The organism is Lysobacter oryzae DSM 21044 (genome assembly GCF_059568595.1).
In genome coordinates, this window is record NZ_JCANTQ010000015.1 from 22721 (window position 1) to 38785 (window position 16065).

At 70.1% G+C, this 16065-nt stretch carries 15 protein-coding genes; 10 read left to right on the forward strand and 5 right to left on the reverse strand.

Annotation, left to right across the window (positions count from 1 at the left end; genetic code table 11):
• Window positions 1–2 precede the first annotated feature (2 nt).
• The 3 genes from BP05_RS15330 to BP05_RS15340 are packed head-to-tail and all read left to right on the forward strand — an operon-like array spanning window position 3 to window position 1629.
• On the forward strand, window positions 3–137 hold the full coding sequence (locus BP05_RS15330) for a hypothetical protein (RefSeq protein WP_496365016.1): 135 nt from the start codon (window positions 3–5) through the stop codon (window positions 135–137).
• A complete protein-coding gene (locus BP05_RS15335) occupies window positions 134–721 on the forward strand; it encodes a cytochrome c oxidase assembly protein (RefSeq protein ID WP_496365018.1) in 588 nt (195 codons plus the stop codon). Before BP05_RS15330 ends, BP05_RS15335 begins: the two co-directional genes overlap by 4 nt.
• A 32-nt stretch (window positions 722–753) precedes the next feature.
• Window positions 754–1629, forward strand: coding sequence for a cytochrome c oxidase subunit 3 (locus tag BP05_RS15340; RefSeq protein WP_496365019.1), 876 nt, complete (start codon window positions 754–756; stop codon window positions 1627–1629).
• A gap of 94 nt (window positions 1630–1723) precedes the next feature.
• Here the strand turns inward: BP05_RS15340 and BP05_RS15345 are convergent, their stop codons facing one another.
• Window positions 1724–1936 (reverse strand): twin transmembrane helix small protein, encoded by a 213-nt coding sequence (locus BP05_RS15345; protein WP_496365021.1) that lies wholly within the window; start codon window positions 1934–1936, stop codon window positions 1724–1726.
• Window positions 1937–2002: 66 nt separating this feature from the next.
• Between BP05_RS15345 and BP05_RS15350 the strand changes: the two genes are divergently transcribed.
• From BP05_RS15350 to BP05_RS15370, 5 genes are read left to right on the forward strand one after another with little or no spacing between them, the layout of a single operon-like run.
• Window positions 2003–2728, forward strand: coding sequence for an SURF1 family protein (locus tag BP05_RS15350; RefSeq protein WP_496365023.1), 726 nt, complete (start codon window positions 2003–2005; stop codon window positions 2726–2728).
• Window positions 2718–3332 (forward strand): redox-active disulfide-containing membrane protein, encoded by a 615-nt coding sequence (locus BP05_RS15355; protein WP_496365025.1) that lies wholly within the window; start codon window positions 2718–2720, stop codon window positions 3330–3332. The genes BP05_RS15350 and BP05_RS15355 overlap by 11 nt, the downstream gene beginning before the upstream one ends.
• A gap of 13 nt (window positions 3333–3345) precedes the next feature.
• A complete protein-coding gene (locus BP05_RS15360; RefSeq protein WP_496365027.1) occupies window positions 3346–4503 on the forward strand; it encodes a COX15/CtaA family protein in 1158 nt (385 codons plus the stop codon).
• Between the two features lie 4 nt (window positions 4504–4507).
• A complete protein-coding gene (gene cyoE, locus BP05_RS15365; protein ID WP_496365029.1) occupies window positions 4508–5437 on the forward strand; it encodes a heme o synthase in 930 nt (309 codons plus the stop codon).
• Between the two features lie 31 nt (window positions 5438–5468).
• The gene (locus BP05_RS15370; protein WP_496365031.1) at window positions 5469–6761 is read left to right on the forward strand and encodes a Xaa-Pro dipeptidase; all 1293 of its coding nucleotides are present in this window, start codon (window positions 5469–5471) and stop codon (window positions 6759–6761) included.
• 48 nt (window positions 6762–6809) lie between these two features.
• On the opposite strand, the gene BP05_RS15375 is transcribed toward BP05_RS15370, so the two are convergent.
• Complete coding sequence (locus BP05_RS15375; RefSeq protein ID WP_496365033.1) at window positions 6810–8093, reverse strand: sensor histidine kinase; 1284 nt, start codon at window positions 8091–8093, stop codon at window positions 6810–6812.
• Window positions 8090–8788, reverse strand: coding sequence for a response regulator transcription factor (locus BP05_RS15380; protein ID WP_496365035.1), 699 nt, complete (start codon window positions 8786–8788; stop codon window positions 8090–8092). The genes BP05_RS15375 and BP05_RS15380 overlap by 4 nt, the downstream gene beginning before the upstream one ends.
• Window positions 8789–9013: 225 nt before the next feature.
• Here BP05_RS15380 and BP05_RS15385 point away from each other — a divergent pair, with 225 nt between their 5' ends.
• Complete coding sequence (locus tag BP05_RS15385) at window positions 9014–9841, forward strand: phosphatase PAP2 family protein (protein ID WP_496365037.1); 828 nt, start codon at window positions 9014–9016, stop codon at window positions 9839–9841.
• The gene (locus tag BP05_RS15390; protein WP_496365039.1) at window positions 9838–11544 is read left to right on the forward strand and encodes a phosphoethanolamine transferase; all 1707 of its coding nucleotides are present in this window, start codon (window positions 9838–9840) and stop codon (window positions 11542–11544) included. Before BP05_RS15385 ends, BP05_RS15390 begins: the two co-directional genes overlap by 4 nt.
• 370 nt (window positions 11545–11914) lie before the next feature.
• Here BP05_RS15390 and BP05_RS15395 read toward each other — a convergent pair whose 3' ends face one another.
• Window positions 11915–13918 (reverse strand): S9 family peptidase, encoded by a 2004-nt coding sequence (locus BP05_RS15395; protein WP_496365041.1) that lies wholly within the window; start codon window positions 13916–13918, stop codon window positions 11915–11917.
• A 286-nt stretch (window positions 13919–14204) separates the two neighbouring features.
• The gene (gene dnaG / locus BP05_RS15400; RefSeq protein ID WP_496365043.1) at window positions 14205–16004 is read right to left on the reverse strand and encodes a DNA primase; all 1800 of its coding nucleotides are present in this window, start codon (window positions 16002–16004) and stop codon (window positions 14205–14207) included.
• Window positions 16005–16065: the final 61 nt, after the last annotated feature.

The window sequence follows — 16065 nt, forward strand, 5'->3', positions numbered from 1 at the left end:
CGATGAACCCGCAACCGCTCCCGCCGCATGAAGTCGACGCACGCCGCAAGCGCGCGCGTCGCCTGGCGCTGTGGATCGCGGTGATCGCGGTGGTGGTGTACGCCGGCTTCATCGCCCTGGTGGGGATGTCGAAATGAGCGGCGCCGCGGACAATGGCGCGCGCAAGCCGACCAGCGGCATCGCGAAGATGGTGCTGGTGGCGATCGCCGCGTTCGGTTTCAGCTTCAGCCTGATCCCGCTGTACCGCATCGCGTGCGAGAAGGTCCTGGGCATCCGCCTGGATCGCACGGCCGCCGAAGGCGTCGCCAACGCGAAGCCGGCGAACGCGCGCATCGTCACCGTGCAGTTCGACGGCGGCGTCAATTCGAAGCTGCCGTGGCAGTTCGCCCCGAACCAGCTGACCATGACCGTGCGTCCGGGCGAGCAGTACGAGGCGACCTACAAGGCGGTGAACACCAGCGAGCGCGCCATCGTCGGCAGCGCGGTGCCCTCGGTCGCGCCGGCGCGCGCGTCGGGCTATTTCAGCAAGACCGAATGCTTCTGCTTCACCGCCCAGACCCTGCAGGCCGGCGAGACGCGCGACATGCCCGTGCGCTTCATCGTCGACCCCAACCTGCCGGCTGACGTGAAGACGATCACGTTGTCCTACACCTTCTTCAAGAACGAAGCGTTGACCGCGAAACTGGCCGGTAGCACGGCGGGTTCGCGCGCGGCGCCCTGACTTTTCGCACAGCACCTGACGGAACACCTGCCATGGCTCAAGCACACGCAGACGCCCACCATTACTTCGTGCCGCACAGCAGCCGCTGGCCGTTCCTCGGCTCGATCGCGCTGTTCACCACCATGGTCGGCCTGGCCAGCTGGTTCAACGCCACCAGTTGGGGCAAGCCGGTGTTCTTCTTCGGCATCGCGCTGCTGGCCGGCGTGCTGTTCGGCTGGTTCGGCGACGTGATCCGCGAGTCGATCAAGGGCAACTACAACAAGCAGGTCGACACCTCGTTCCGCATGGGCATGGTGTGGTTCATCTTCTCCGAGGTGATGTTCTTCGCCGCGTTCTTCGGCGCCCTGTTCTACGCGCGCCAGTACGCGCTGCCGTGGCTGTCGGGCGAAGGCGACGGCGTGATGACCAACGCACTGCTGTGGAACGGCTACACCGCGGGCTGGCCGACCAACGGCCCGGCGGGCGTGGGTGGCAGCTTCCAGACCGTGCCGGCCTGGGGCCTGCCGCTGCTCAACACCATGATCCTGCTGTCCTCGGGCGTGACCGTGACCATCGCGCACCACGCGCTGAAGGCCGGCCACCGCGGCCTGCTGCTGGGCTTCCTCGGCGCCACCGTGCTGCTGGGCGCGCTGTTCCTGTACTTCCAGGGCAGCGAGTACATCGAGGCCTACAAGCACTTCAACCTGACCCTGGGCTCGGGCATCTACGGCTCGACCTTCTTCATGCTCACCGGCTTCCACGGCGCGCACGTGACGCTGGGCACGATCATGCTGGCGATCATCTGGTTCCGCTGCGCCAAGGGCCACTTCAACAAGGAACACCACTTCGCGTTCGAAGCGGTGGCCTGGTACTGGCACTTCGTCGACGTGGTGTGGCTGGGCCTGTTCCTGTTCGTCTACGTGCTGTAAGCCGGTACGCGAAGGCCCGGGCTGAGGCTTAAGAGCCGCGGTCCCGGGCCTTTTGCTTTTGGGGAAGCGCCGCGTCGGCGCGGCGGATGCAGAGTTACGGGCCGCGGCCGACGCCGTGGAATTCGATCCAGCCCATCTTGGCGGCAATGACGACGCCGATGATCAGCGCGATGGACAGCGCGACGCGACGGGTCAGCGCGTTCACCGTGCGCTTGCTCTCGCCCTTGTCGACCATCATGTAATACAGGCCGGCACCGAGGTTCCAAAGAATGAGGATCAGGACGGCGATGATTATCAGGGTCTTCATGGCGACGCTCCGGGGCGCGCCCTGCGCGCCTGCCCGGGGATTATCGCAGCCGGCCAGGGGCCGCGCGTGACCCGCAGGCGCAGCCTCGTGCTCGGCTGGACGCTGGCGCTGCTGGCGATCGCGCTGTTCGCACGCCTGGGCGTGTGGCAATCGCAACGCGCGGTCGAGAAGCAGGCGATGCTCGACGCCGTCGCCCGGGTGCTGGCGCAGCGCACGCCGGTGCCGCTGGCGCACGCGGCCGACCCCACGCGCGTGCGCGCTTACGAGTGGAGCGCAGGCCGCGGTCGCTTCGACGCGCGTGGTCCGCTGTGGCTCGACAACCAGCAGCGCGACGGGCGCGTGGGCGTGCATGCCTACCGCGTGTTCCTGCCGGACGGTGCGCCGCCGCTGCTGGTCGACCTGGGCTGGCTGCCGCTGCCGGGCAATCGCGCCATGCCGGCGATTGCCTTGCCACAGGGTGTCGTCGAGGTGCGCGGGTTGCTGACGCCGCCGCCGTCGTCCGGGGTGCGCCTGGGCGCCGGCCTCGCGCCGCAGGGCGACGGCTGGGTGCTGACCCGGATCGAGACCGCTGCGATCTCGCGCGCACTGAAGCTGCCGGCGCCGCTGGCGCCGCGCGTGCTGCGCCTGGACCCGGCGCTGCCGGTGGGCTACCCACGCGACCTGCAACTGCTCGCCAATACCCTGCCGCCGGAACGCCACCGCGGCTACGCGCTGCAGTGGTTCGCGCTCGCCATCGCCGTGCTCGCCACGGCCCTGATCCTGACCTTCCGCAAAGCCCGCCATGACCGATAACGCTTCCGAGCCGCTGCCGGACCGCAGCACCCGCAACCGCAACCGCATGCTGCTGCTGGCGATCTTCGCGCTGTTCTTCGGCAGCCTGATCTTCGCCGGTGTGCTGCGCTTTTCCGGCTGGCGTCCGGCCGGCATGAAGAACAAGGGCGAACTGCTGCAGCCGCCCGCGGACCTGCGCGCGGCGGCGCCGAAGCTGCTCGGTGGCGGCGACTACCGCTGGAATCCGATCGCGCGCACCTGGCGCATCGCGCTGGCGCCGCCGGCCGATTGCGGCGCCGAGTGCGCCAAGACCGCGCGCGACCTCTACACGGTGTGGGAGCTGCTCGGCCGCGAAGCCACGCGCGTCGACGTGCTGTGGTTGTGCGCGGCGACCCCGTGCGCGTTGCCCGACGGCGCGCCGGCCATCCCGAACCTGCGCCTGCTGCAACCAGACCCGGTCCTGCGTGCGCGGCTGCCGCGCGCCGATGCGGTGACCTGGCGTGGCGGCCGTGGCGTGCCGGTGTACGTGATCGATCCGAACGGCTTCGTGATTCTGCGTTACGCTGCCGGCGCCGACCCGGGCGACCTGCGTTCCGACCTGGCCAAGCTGCTGAAGCTGAAGTAAGGCACGCCCGCGCATGAACGCAACGATCAAACCGACCCGGACCGCCCTGCACCGGAACTTCCATCGCCTTGCCTGGCTCGCCGTGGCGCTCGCCCTGGGCGTGATCGTGTTCGGCGCGTTCGTGCGCCTGTCGAACGCGGGCCTGAGCTGCCCCGACTGGCCGACCTGCTACGGCCGCGCGACCTGGCCGGGCGCCGCGAAGGAAGTGAGCGAGCACGCAGCGAGCGCGATCCGTCCGTTCGAGACCCACAAGGCCTGGCGCGAGCAGGTGCACCGCATGATCGCGGGCCTGCTCGGCGTGCTGGTGCTGACGCTGGCCCTGCTGGCCGCGCGCCGGCGCGCACGCGGCGCCCTGCAGGTCGTGCTTGCCGCGGTGCTGGTGGCGATCGCGATCCCGCTGTACATGCGTGGGCTGCACGTCGCCGCGTCGGCGCTCGCGGTGGCGGGTGAGCTGGTGCTGCTGTTCGCGGCGTGGCGCTGGAGCAACACCGACCTCAGCCGCGTCGCGGTGCTGACCCTGGCGGTGATCATCTTCCAGGCGCTGCTCGGCATGTGGACCGTGACCTGGCTGCTCAAGCCGATCGTGGTGATGGGGCACCTGCTCGGCGGGCTCACCACGTTCTCGCTGCTGGCGTGGATGGCGTGGCGCGCGACCGGCCTGCCGATCCGCCTGGCCGACGCCGCGGCGCTGCGCCGCTGGGTGATCGTTGGCCTGGTCCTGCTGGCGCTGCAGATCGCGCTGGGCGGCTGGACCAGCGCCAACTACGCCGCGCTCGCCTGCGGCAACGACTTCCCGCAGTGCGTGGGCCAGTGGTGGCCGCCGCACGACTTCCGCGAAGGCTTCGTGCTCTGGCGCGGCATTGGCGTCGACTACGAAGGCGGCATCCTCGATGGACAATCGCGCATCGCGATCCAGCTGGCCCACCGGACGATGGCGCTGGTGGTGTTCGCGTACCTGCTGTGGCTCGCGCTGAAGCTGCTGCGCATGCCCGGCATGCGCGGTTGGGGCGGGCTTATGGCCGTGCTGGCGCTGGCCCAGGTCGCCCTGGGCATCGCCAACGTCAAGCTCGGCCTGCCGCTGGCCGTGGCGGTGCTGCACAACGCCGGCGCCGCGCTGCTGCTGTTCGTGCTGGTGTCGTTGCTGGCGCGCCTGCGGGCGCCGGAGCACTGAGCCGATGAGTGGCACCCTGCGCCAGTACTTCGATTTGACCAAGCCCCGCGTGGTCGCGCTGATCGTGTTCACCGCGCTGGTGGGCATGCTGCTGGCGATCGACGGCCTGCCCACGCTGGAGGAAACGCGCCGCGGCCTGCTTGGCTTCCTCGGCATCTGGCTGGCCGCCTCGAGTGCGGCGGCGATCAACCAGCTGCTGGACGCGCGCATCGACGCCAAGATGGCGCGCACCTCGTGGCGCCCGATCGTCGCCGGGCAGATCACCCCGAAGCAGGCACTCGCGTTCGCACTGGCGCTGGGGGCGCTGTCGATGCTGGTGCTGGGCCTGTGGGTCAACCCGATCACCGCGCTGCTGACCTTCGCCTCGCTGATCGGTTATGCGGTGGTGTACACCGTGTTCCTCAAGCGAGCGACGCCGCAGAACATCGTCATCGGCGGCATCGCCGGCGCGGCGCCGCCGCTGCTGGGCTGGGCCTCGATCACCGGCATGCGCGGCGAGTGGGACTGGTCGCATGCGCTGCTGCTGGTGCTGATCATCTTCGTGTGGACGCCACCGCATTTCTGGGCGCTGGCGATCTTCCGCCGCGAGGACTACCGCAAGGCGATGGTGCCGATGCTGCCGGTGACGCACGGCGTGCAGTACACGCGCTGGCAGATCCTGTTCTACACGCTGCTGCTGGTGGTGGTGACGGTGCTGCCGTTCGCGGCGGGCATGAGCGGCTGGTTCTACCTGGGCGGCGCGCTGGTGCTGGGCGCGGTGTTCATCTGGCACGCGTGGAAGCTGATGGACCCGCCGGACGAGCTGTACGCGATGAAGGTCTTCAGCTACTCGATCGTGTACCTGATGGCGCTGTTCGCCTTCCTGCTGGTCGACCACTGGTTGCTGCCGTGGCTGCAGCCGGCGGCGCCAATCGAATTCAACCAGGTCGGCTGACGCCGCCCGCATCCCGACGAGGTCCCCGGCCATGCCCGCCCTGCGTAACCTGACGCTGTCGCTGCTGTGCCTGCTCGCGCCCGCCGCCCACGCCGCCGACCACGGCAACGCCGTCGTGTCCGCCGCGCGCATGCTCGACGTGCGCAGCGGCCGCATGCTGCATGACGTGACCGTGGTGGTCGAGGACGGTCGCATCACGCAGGTCGTGCAGGGCCGCGGTTCGGCGATCACCAACGCCGGCTTCCCGCGCTACGACCTGGGCGACATGACCCTGCTGCCGGGGCTGATCGACATGCACGTGCACCTCGACAGCGATCCCACCTACGGCGGCTACACCGGCCTGCAGTACGGCGACCGCTTCTGGTCCGTGCTGGCCGTGCCGCACGCGCTCAGCACGCTGCAGGCCGGCTTCACCAGCGTGCGCAACGTCGGCGCCGACGCGTGGAACGACGTCGGCCTGCGCCAGGCCATCGACGAAGGCAAGATCGCCGGTCCGCGCGTGGTCACCGCGACCTATGCCGTGGGCGCGACCGGCGGCCACTGCGACTCCACCTTCTTCCCGCCGTCGATGGACCAGAAGGGCCCGTACAACGTCGACAGCCCCGAGGAGGGGCGCAAGGTCGTGCGCACGCTGCGCAAGTACGGCGCCCAGGTGATCAAGATCTGCGCGACCGGCGGCGTGTTCTCGCACGGCGACGAGCCGGGCGCGCAGCAGCTCACGCTCGACGAGATGAAGGCGATCGTCGACGAGGCGCACATGGCCAGCATGAAGGTCGCCGCGCACGCGCACGGCGCCGCCGGCATCAAGGACGCGATCCGCGCCGGCGTCGACACCATCGAGCACGCGAGCCTGATCGACGACGAGGGCATCAAGCTGGCGAAGCAGCGCGGCGCCTGGCTGTCCATGGACATCTACAACACCGAGTACACCCAGGCCGAAGGCAAGAAGAACGGCGTGCTCGAGGACAACCTGCGCAAGGACCGCGAGATCGCCGACGTGCAGCGGGAGAACTTCCGCAAGGCGCATGCCGCCGGCGCGAAGATGATCTTCGGCAGCGACGCCGGCGTGTATCCGCACGGCGACAACGCCCGCCAGTTCCGCTGGATGGTGAAGTACGGGATGACGCCGGTGGAGGCGATCCAGGCGGCGACCGTGAATGCCGCCGACGCGCTCGGCCGCAACGATCGCGGCGTGCTCGAGGCCGGCCGGTTCGCCGACCTGATCGCGGTGTCGGGTGACCCGAGCCAGGACGTCACCGTGCTCGAGTCGGTGCCGTTCGTGATGAAGGGCGGCGACGTGGTCAAGGATTCGCGCTCGAAATAGCCCGCGCGCGGCTCCGTTGGCCGCCGCTTGCGCGTGAACGCAGGACCGCTACGCGAACGTCAGGGTCGTGGTCGTGCCGCTGCCTTCGTCCGAGGCGATGCTCAGGCGCCAGCCCAGGTGTTCGCACAGGCGCGAGATCAGGTCCAGGCCGATGCCGCCGCCGCGATCGCCGCCGCCGCGCGCGAGGCGCGCGTAGATCGCGCTGATTTCCTCCGGGGTCATGCCGTGACCGGGATCGTTGATGACGACGGTGGCGGGCGCTTCCAGGCGCACGCGGATCTCGCCGCGGTCGCTGTGCTCGATCGCGTTGCGCAGCAGGTTGCCGATGGCGGCCTGCACGATCGGCAGCGGCGCGGTGATCGCGGCCGGCGGCAGCGGCGCCAGCACGATGGACAGGGCCTTGTCGCGGGTGAGGTACTGGTGGTCCGCGACGATCTCCGGCAACAGCTGGTCGAGCGCGACGCGTTCGCTCGATTGCACCAGCCGGGTCGGCTCCTTCGCGAGCACCAGCAACAGCGAGATCAGCTGCTCGACGTCGTGCGCCGTGCGATGGATGCGGGCGAGCTGGTGCTGCGCCGCCGGCGGCAGTCCCGGCTGTTGCAGCGCCAGTTCGGCGGAGCCGGAAATCACCGCCACCGGCGTGCGCAGTTCGTGGCTGGCGGTATCGATGAAGGCCCGCTCGCGCTCGACGAAGTGCGCATTGCGCCGCAGGTAGGCATTGAGCGCATCGGCGATCACATGCAGTTCCGAACTCGCCGATTCGTGCACGTCGACGTGTTGCGCCGGCAGGTCGGGACGCAGGCCGCCGATCTGTTCGGCCATGCGGCTGAGCGGCCGCACCATGCGGTTCGCCACCCACGCCACGATCAGGCCAAGCACCACGATCAGCCCGAGCGCGGCGCCGACCACGTTGACCGCGGTGTGCACTTCGCGCTGCTCGAAATCGGTGACGTCGAGCGTGAGCAGCAGGGTGCGTTCGCCGGCGCGCCGCACCAGCACCACGTAGTAGCGGCCCTCGATCTCGACGTCGTCGTGCAGGCCCGGGCCGAAGCCGTGCAGCGGCGCTGGCAACGTGGGGTCGCGCGCGTCGTACAGCGCCATGGTGTTGGTGTTGACCCAGCGGTAGCCGGGCTCGTCGCGCATCCGCTCGACGGCGTGGTCCAGTTCGGAGTTGAGCATCGCCCGCCACACCAGGCGCTCGGCGCGCTCGTGCACGAGATTGCCCTGCGCGATCACCACGATCGACAGCAGGATCACGTAGCCGAGCAGGGCCAGCAGGATGCGGCTGCGCAGGCTGCGCACGCGCGGCGCGGCGGCGGGGCCGGGCGTCATTCGTCTGCTTCCATGCCGTCGGCCTCGTCGCCGACCGCCAGGCGGTAGCCGACGCGCGGCAGGGTGTGGATCAATTTCACCGCGAACGGGCCGTCGACGCTGCGGCGCAGCTCGTACACGTGCGAGCGCAGCATGTCGCCGTCGGGCGGGCTGTCGCCCCACAGGCCGCGCTCGAGGCGCTCGCGCGGGACGGCGGCGGGGCTGGCCTGCATCAGCAGTTCCAGCAGCTTGCGGCAGGCCGGGTACAGGTGCAGCGAGCGCCCGCCGCGCGTCACCTCGAGCGTGGTGAGGTCGTAGCGCAGGTCCGCCACCTGCAGCACGCGCTTGCCGCGGCCGCCGGCGCGGGCGACCAGCGCCTCCAGCCGCACCTCCAGTTCGGGCAGGTCGAAGGGCTTGGTCAGGTAATCGTCGGCGCCACTGCGGAAGCCGCTGACCTTGTCGTCGAGTTCGGCGCGCGCGGTGAGCAGCAGCACCGGCACCTGGCGGCCGGCATCGCGCAGGCGCGCCAGGACCTCGCGGCCGTCCATGCGCGGCAGCATCCAGTCCAGGACCACCGCGTCGTAGTCCTGGGTAAGGGCGAGGTGCAGGCCGGTCGGACCGTCGGGAGCGGCATCGAGGGTGTAGCCGCGGGCCTCGAAGTACTCGAACAGGTTCGCGACCAGGTTCCGGTTGTCCTCCACCACCAGCACGCGCATGCGTCGGCTCTCTGAATTGCGCCGGCACCGCGTGCCGGCCGGCCAGCTTGCGATCCGCGGCGTCGGAGCGCCGTCGGAGCGCCGCGACGATAGCACCGCGCCGCAGCGGCGCCGCCGCAACCGTGATCGGCGACACAACGGTTAACGCATTGCGAATGTCCCTCCCACCGTTCTCCGACAGCGCGCGGCCGACCATTTCCGCCGTCCCGAGCCCCCGCGTCCTGCATGCCTGCCCCTGGTTCCAACCTCACCGCCCGCGTCTTCGCTGCGGCCCCGCCGCCGGACGTTCTGCCCGCGCGCGCGACCGTCCCGGCCTGGCGGGCTCCGGGCTTCTACCGCGTGCACGGGCTGTTGCCGCTGCTGGCGCTGGGTCTGCTGTTCGTGGTCTGGACCACCCTGCATGGCGACCTGTGGCTGGCCGACCGGCTGTATGCCTGGGAAGGCCACGCCTGGGCGCTGCGGCACGCCTGGGTCACGCAGAACCTGATCCACCTGTTCGGCCGCAACCTCAGCACCGCGGCATGGCTGGCGGTGTTCGCCGCCTGGCTGGTGGCGTGGCTGCGTCCGGGCTGGACGCACCTGCGCCGGCCGCTGTCCTACCTGTTGGTGGCGACGGCGCTGTCGACCCTGCTGGTGGCGTGGATCAAGTCCTGGTCCAACGTCGACTGCCCGTGGGACCTGCTGCGCTACGGCGGCGCGCGCGCGTATTTCGGCCTGTTCGAACTGCGCCCGGCCGGCATGGCCCGCGGCGTGTGCTTCCCGGCCGGGCACGCCGGCGGCGGCTACACCTGGCTGGCCCTGTATTTCTTCCTGCTCGCGGTGAAGCCGCGCCTGCGCTGGGTGGGGCTGGCGGTGGGCCTGGGCGCCGGCCTGCTGTTCGGCATCTCGCAGCAGCTGCGCGGGGCGCATTTCCTGTCGCACGACATGGCCGCCGTCGCCATCTGCTGGGCTTGCGCGGTGGTGATGCAGCGCGCGTTCTGGGGCAGGGGCCATGGGCTAGAGTCGCCCGCCGTGCCTTCGACCTCCGCCCCACCACCGGCCGACACCCTGTGAGCACCGTTGCCATCCTGCCGGTCGGGCGCCTGGAACGCCTGGCGTCCTGGGGCGCGCGCGCCGCGCGGCTCCGTCCGCAGCTGAGCGTCGATGCGCTCGCGGTCATCGCCGCCTTGTACTTCGCCGTGGCGAGCAACGGCACCTTCTTCCGCGCGGTGGCCGCCACCGGCGCCCTGCACGGGGCCAAGGGCGCGCTCACCGCCGCCAGCCTGTTCGTCGCCATCGCCGCGCTGCACACGGTGCTGCTGGGCGTGCTGCTCAACCGCTGGACGGCGAAGCCGCTGCTGACCGTGCTGCTGCTGGCGAGCGCGGCGGCGGCCTACTTCATGTCCGCGTACACCGTGTATTTCGACGCCGACATGCTGCGCAACATCCTGCACACCGACGGCAAGGAGTCGCACGAACTCGTCTCGCTCGCCGCGCTGCCCTCGCTGCTGCTGTACGGCGTGTTGCCGGCGGTGCTGCTGTGGCGCGTGCGGCTCAAGCCGCGCCCGCTGCTGCGGGCCATCGGCGTGCGCGCGGCGGTGATCCTGCTGGCGCTCGTGGTCACCGCGACGGCCTTGCTGGCCTCGTTCCAGAGCATCGCCGCGCTGGTGCGCAACCACCGCGAAGTGCGTTACCTGGTGACGCCCGGCAACTACCTCGTGTCGCTGCTGCAGGTGGCGCACGACGCGCACAAGGACCGCAACGTCCCGCGCGAACCGGTGGGCACGCAGGCGAAGGTGGTGGGCCGTCCCGCGGGCGCCAGGCCGCGCCTGCTCGTGCTCGTGGTCGGCGAGACCGTGCGCGCGCAGAACTGGGGCCTCAACGGCTATGCCCGCCAGACCACGCCGCAGCTGGCGGCGCTGGCGCAGGGCGCGGACGGTCCGATCAACTATCGCGACGTCACGGCCTGCGGCTCGGCGACCGAAATCTCGCTGCCGTGCATGTTCTCGATGTACGGCCGCGCGCATTACGACAAGGACCGGATCAAGCACTCCGAATCGCTGCTGCACGTGCTCGAGCATGCCGGCATCCGCACGCTCTGGCGCGACAACCAGACCGGCTGCAAGGGCGTGTGCGAAGGCCTGGCGTTCGAGTCGTTCGAGCACGGCGACGTGGCCGGCGCCTGCACCAAGGAAGGCTGCCACGACGAGGCGATGCTGCACGGCCTGGCCGAGCGCATTGCCGGCAATCCCGGCGACCAGGTCGTGGTGCTGCACCAGTTGGGCAACCACGGGCCGGCGTATTACCAGCGCTATCCCGCGCGCCTGCGCCGCTTCACCCCGACCTGCGACACGTCCGACCTGAACCAGTGCAGCCGCGAGCAGATCGTCAACGCGTACGACAACGCGGTGCTGGCCACCGACGACTTCATCGCCCGCACGATCCGCTTCCTCGGCGAGCAGGGCGACCGCGACACCGCGCTGATCTACCTGTCCGACCACGGCGAATCGCTGGGCGAGAACGGCCTGTTCCTGCACGGCGTGCCGTACGCGATCGCGCCGGCCGTGCAGACCCGGGTGCCGCTGCTGGTGTGGCTGTCGCCGCAGTTCGCGGCGTCGCGTGGCGTCGACACGGGCTGCCTGAAGGCGCGCAGCGACGCGCCGGTGAGCCAGGACAACCTGTTCTCCTCGGTGCTCGGCCTGCTGCAGGTGCGCACACCCGAGTACAACGCCACGCTCGACCTGTTCGCGCGCTGCGAAGGCACGCGCGCCGGCTGAGGCCGCGAGCGCGGTCGCCGCGGCAGCGCCAACAGCACCGCGAACACCGGCAACTCCTCCGCGTGCGAATGCCCACGCGGGCCACGCCTACCTGGAGAGGGAAGGCGGCACGCGCCAACCGGATCCGAAGGAACAGATGCAGCCGGCGCTGGCTCGCGTCGCCAGCGAATCCGTAGGCGGCACGCGCGAACCCGGAACACGCCCGGCGGCACTCCGCCTGCGCTGCCACAAGCGTGTGCATCGCGGTTGTCCGCGGCCCCGGTCGAGCGCGCCGATCCATCCAGCCGCCGACCGGCCACACTGCCAATCCCGCCCCGGAAAACAGAACGGCCCGCACGTGGCGGGCCGTTCCATGCGCCGCAGCGGCGGTTTACTTCGCGCCGTTGCCGAGCAGGTGCTGTTGCCAGAACAGGATGGTGGCGGCGCCGTAGTAATCGTTGTTGGCCTTCTTCTTGAAGCCGTGGCCTTCGTCGTTGAACAGCAGGTACCACACCGGCTGGCCGTTGCCGCGCACCGCCTTCACGATCTGCTCGGCCTCGGTGTACGGCACGCGCGGGTCGTTCTTGCCCTGGGCGACGAACAGGCGCGACTTGATCCGCTGCGGATGGCGCGCCGGCGAAATCTCCGCGAACACCTTCTGCATCTGCGGCGTGCGCTCGTCGCCGTACTCGGCGCGGCGCAGGTCGCGACGGTAGCTCTCGGTGTTGGTGAGGAAGGTGCTGAAGTCGGAGATGCCGACGATGTCGACACCGGCGCGGATGCGGTCGCTGTAATGCATCAGCGAGGCCAGCACCATGTAGCCACCGTAGCTGCCGCCCTGCACGGCGACGCGCGAGGCATCGAGCTCGGGCTGCCTGGCGATCCAGTCGAGCAGCGCGCCGATGTCCTTGACCGAGTCCTCGCGCTTGTCCGCGTTGTCGAGCGCCAGGTAGGTCTTGCCGTAGCCGGATGAGCCGCGCACGTTCGGCACCAGCACCGCCACGCCCAGTTCGTTGGCGAGGTACTGCGCGGTCGGGCTGAAGGTCGGCAGCGACTGGCTCTCGGGGCCGCCGTGGATGTTGATCACCACCGGCACCTTGGCGCCCGCGCGGATGTTGGCGGGGCGGTAGTAGAACGCGGGAATCGTGCGGGTCTTGCCGTTCACCTTGTCGAAGGTGGGATAACGGACCAGCGTCGGCGCGACGAACCTGCTCGCGTCGAGGCCGCCGACTTCGCTCTGGGTCCAGCGGCTGAGTTTCGCGCTGGCCAGGTCGACGACGTAGACGTCGCTGGGCGAGGTCGCGCTGTTGAGCGTCAGCGCCAGGCGCTGGCCGTCGGGCGAAAAACTGAAACCGCCGATCACGCCGATCGGCAGCGCCGGCAGCTTCACCTCGGTGTGCGCGGGCAGGGCGAGCACGTGCAGTTTGCTGATGCCGTCCTCGTTGGTGACGTAGGCCAGGTGCCTGCCGTCCTCGGCGACGGTGAAGCCGTCGACGTCCCACGGAATGGCGCGGGTGAGCACGTCGAGCCTGCCACTGGCCGGGTCGTGGTAGCGCAGGGTCTGGAACTCCTGCGGCTTGCCCTGCAGCGGCTCGTCGGAGACGAAATACACGCCGCGTCCGTCGGGCGCGAAGGCGAAGCCGCCGAATGCCGCCTTGCCGCCGTCGACCGGGAACAGCTCCAGCTTGCCCGATTCCACGTCGACCACGCCCGGGTACGACTCGGCCGCCGAGACGTACTTCGTCACCAGCAGGCGCTTGCCGTCGGGTGAGAAGTCCTGCGCGCTCCAGCTGCCGCCTTCGGTCACCAACGGCTTGGCCGCGCCGGTGGCGACATCGCGCACCCAGATGTCGGTGTCGGTGCCGTTGCGCGCGGTGCTGCTGTAGGCCATGCGCGCGCCGTCGCGCGAGAGCAGCGCGCCGCCGTTCTGCGTGCGCTTGCCGTCGGTCAGCAGGGTGGTGCTGCGGCTCTTGAGGTCGAACCAGAACAGCTGCGAGAACTCATCGCCGCCCTTGTCCTTGCCGAACACGAAGCCGTCGAGCGGCGAGGTGGCCGGCGCGGCGGTGATGCCGCCCAGCGGCTCGGGATAGAAGGTGAGCTGCTCGCGCATGCCCAGCGGCTGGCACACCCGGTGCGCCTGCGCGGTCTCGGCGAAGCGCGTGCTGATCAGCAGGCAGCCGTCGCGGGTCCAGCCGGCCAGGCTTGCGCCGCGCGTGTTCTGGTAACGGTTGAGTTGCTCGAGCAGCTCGCCCGGGATCGCCGGGATGTTCTCGCTGATGCGGTTGCCGACTTCTTCACGGATGACGTTCTGCGGTGCGGGCGGTTCGCTCTGGGCGAAGGCCGGCAGGCAGGCGAGCGCGAGCGCGGCGACGGGCAGGGTGCGGCGGATGGACATGGTGGACTCCCCGGATGACTCCGCGAGCTTAGCCCGACGACGCTTTGCCAAGCCCGGCCGGAAGTCATGCCGCGTCGCTTTCCACGCACCGCGCCGCGATCGGTTCGGCCGGTTCTGCACGCTCCACGCCACCGCTGTGCCTGGGCAAGCGCCGGTGCGCCCGGGTTGCCATCATCGTGCGGCGCCGCGCAGCGCCGAGCGGAGGAGCGGCGTCGTTGCTCGCATCACAACCCTGCAGGCTCCGGTGCGCTGCGCTACCCCGCGCCACGTCGCTGCCGCACGTGAGTCAGTTCGTGCCCATGTCCTGCCGGCGCGCGACGCCCTGCAGCTCGAGCAACTCGGCCTTGTCGGCCTGGCTCAGCGCGGCGAAGCCGCCCTCGCGCACGCGAGCTTCCAGCGCGCCGATGCGTTGCTTCACGGCCTGCGATTCCAGCCCCGAGATCGCGCCGATAAAGGTCTGCCGATGCATCTCGAGGTCATCGAACACGCGCGAATCGGCCGCCGTCACCGCAGTCGACTCGACCCCGCGCGCCATCGCCAGCCGCGCCAGCGCCGCCGCTTCCGGGCGCTCGCCGAAGTGCTCGAGGATCAGGCCGGTGGAGATGTCCGGACGCTGGTGCACCAGCTCGATCATCTCCACCAGCAGTTCGACGCCGGGTTGCTCGAGCGAGGCGAAGTGCAGCGAGGTGGGCACCGCCAGCGCCACCGCCGGTTGCTGCAGCAGCAGGGTGATCGCGCTGCGCACGAGCGATGGCTTGTTCGCGTGTGGCGCGCCCATGCGCGCGTTCGCGCGCTGCGCCGGCACGTGCGTGTCGGGCGTGCTCGCGCGGGCGCCGACTCCGGTCAGTTCGGTCAGGCGCTGCTTCATCAGGTCGCCGAAGGCGCCGTCGGGAATCTGCGCGAGCAGGGGCTTGGCGCGTTCGGCCAAGCGGCCCTTGCCTTCCAGCGTCGCGAGGTTGACGTCGGCGGCGCTGAGCGAATCGAAGAAGAACTGCGACAGCGGCGTGGCTGCGCGCAGGCGTGCCTCGAAGCCCTCGCGGCCCTCGTGGCGCACGATGGTGTCGGGATCCTCGCCCTCGGGCAGGAACAGGAAGAACGCCTGGCGTCCGTCCTTCATCCGCGGCAGCACCGATTCCACCGCCTTCCACGCGGCGCTGCGGCCGGCGCGATCGCCGTCGAAACAGAAGTACACATCGGGGGCATTGCGGAACAGCAGCTCGGCGTGGTCCGGCGTGGTCGCGGTGCCGAGCGTGGCCACCGCCTGGGTCACGCCGTGCTGGAACAGCGCGACCACGTCCATGTAGCCCTCGACCACGATCAGGCGCTCGATCTTCTGCTGCGCCTGGCGCACCTGCCACAGGCCGTAGAGTTCGCGGCCCTTGTGGAACAGCGGCGTCTCCGGCGAATTGAGGTACTTGGGGCTGTCGTCCTTCTCCAGCACGCGCCCGCCGAACGCGATCACGCGCCCGCGGCGGTCGAAGATCGGGAACATCACCCGGTCGCGGAACTTGTCGTAGACGTGGCCGCGTTCGTTCTTCGAGAACAGGCCGCCGCGTTCGAGCAGGCGCAGGCGGCGCTCGTCGTTGCCGAGCGCGTCCTTCAACGCGCTGAAGCCGTCGGGGGCGTAGCCGATCATGAACTGCTCGCGGATCGCCTCGCTGACGTCGCGGCCATCGAGGTAGGCCTGCGCCTTCGCACTGGAGCCCAGTTGCTTGCGGAAGAACTTCGCCGCCGCCTCGACCGCGCCGTAGAGGTCCTGGGTCTCCGGATTCGCGTTGCGCTGCTGGGTGTCGCGCGGCACTTCCATGCCGACGCGCTTGGCCAGCTCCTCGACCGCGTCGAGGAATTCGAGGCGGTCGTAGTTCATCAGGAACGAGAGCGCGGTGCCGTGCGCGCCGCAGCCGAAGCAGTGGTAGAACTGCTTCACCGGCGACACCGTGAACGACGGCGAGCGCTCGTCGTGGAAGGGGCAACGCGCGGAGTATTCCTTGCCCTGGCGCTTCAGCGGCACGCGCGCGCCGATGATCTCCACGATGTCGGATCGTGCGAGGAGATCGTCGATGAAACCGTCGGGGATGCGGGCCATGGTGCGGGTGATCCTACGGCCGCATCGCTGCGAAGGACGCACGCCAGTTCCACCGGCGCGC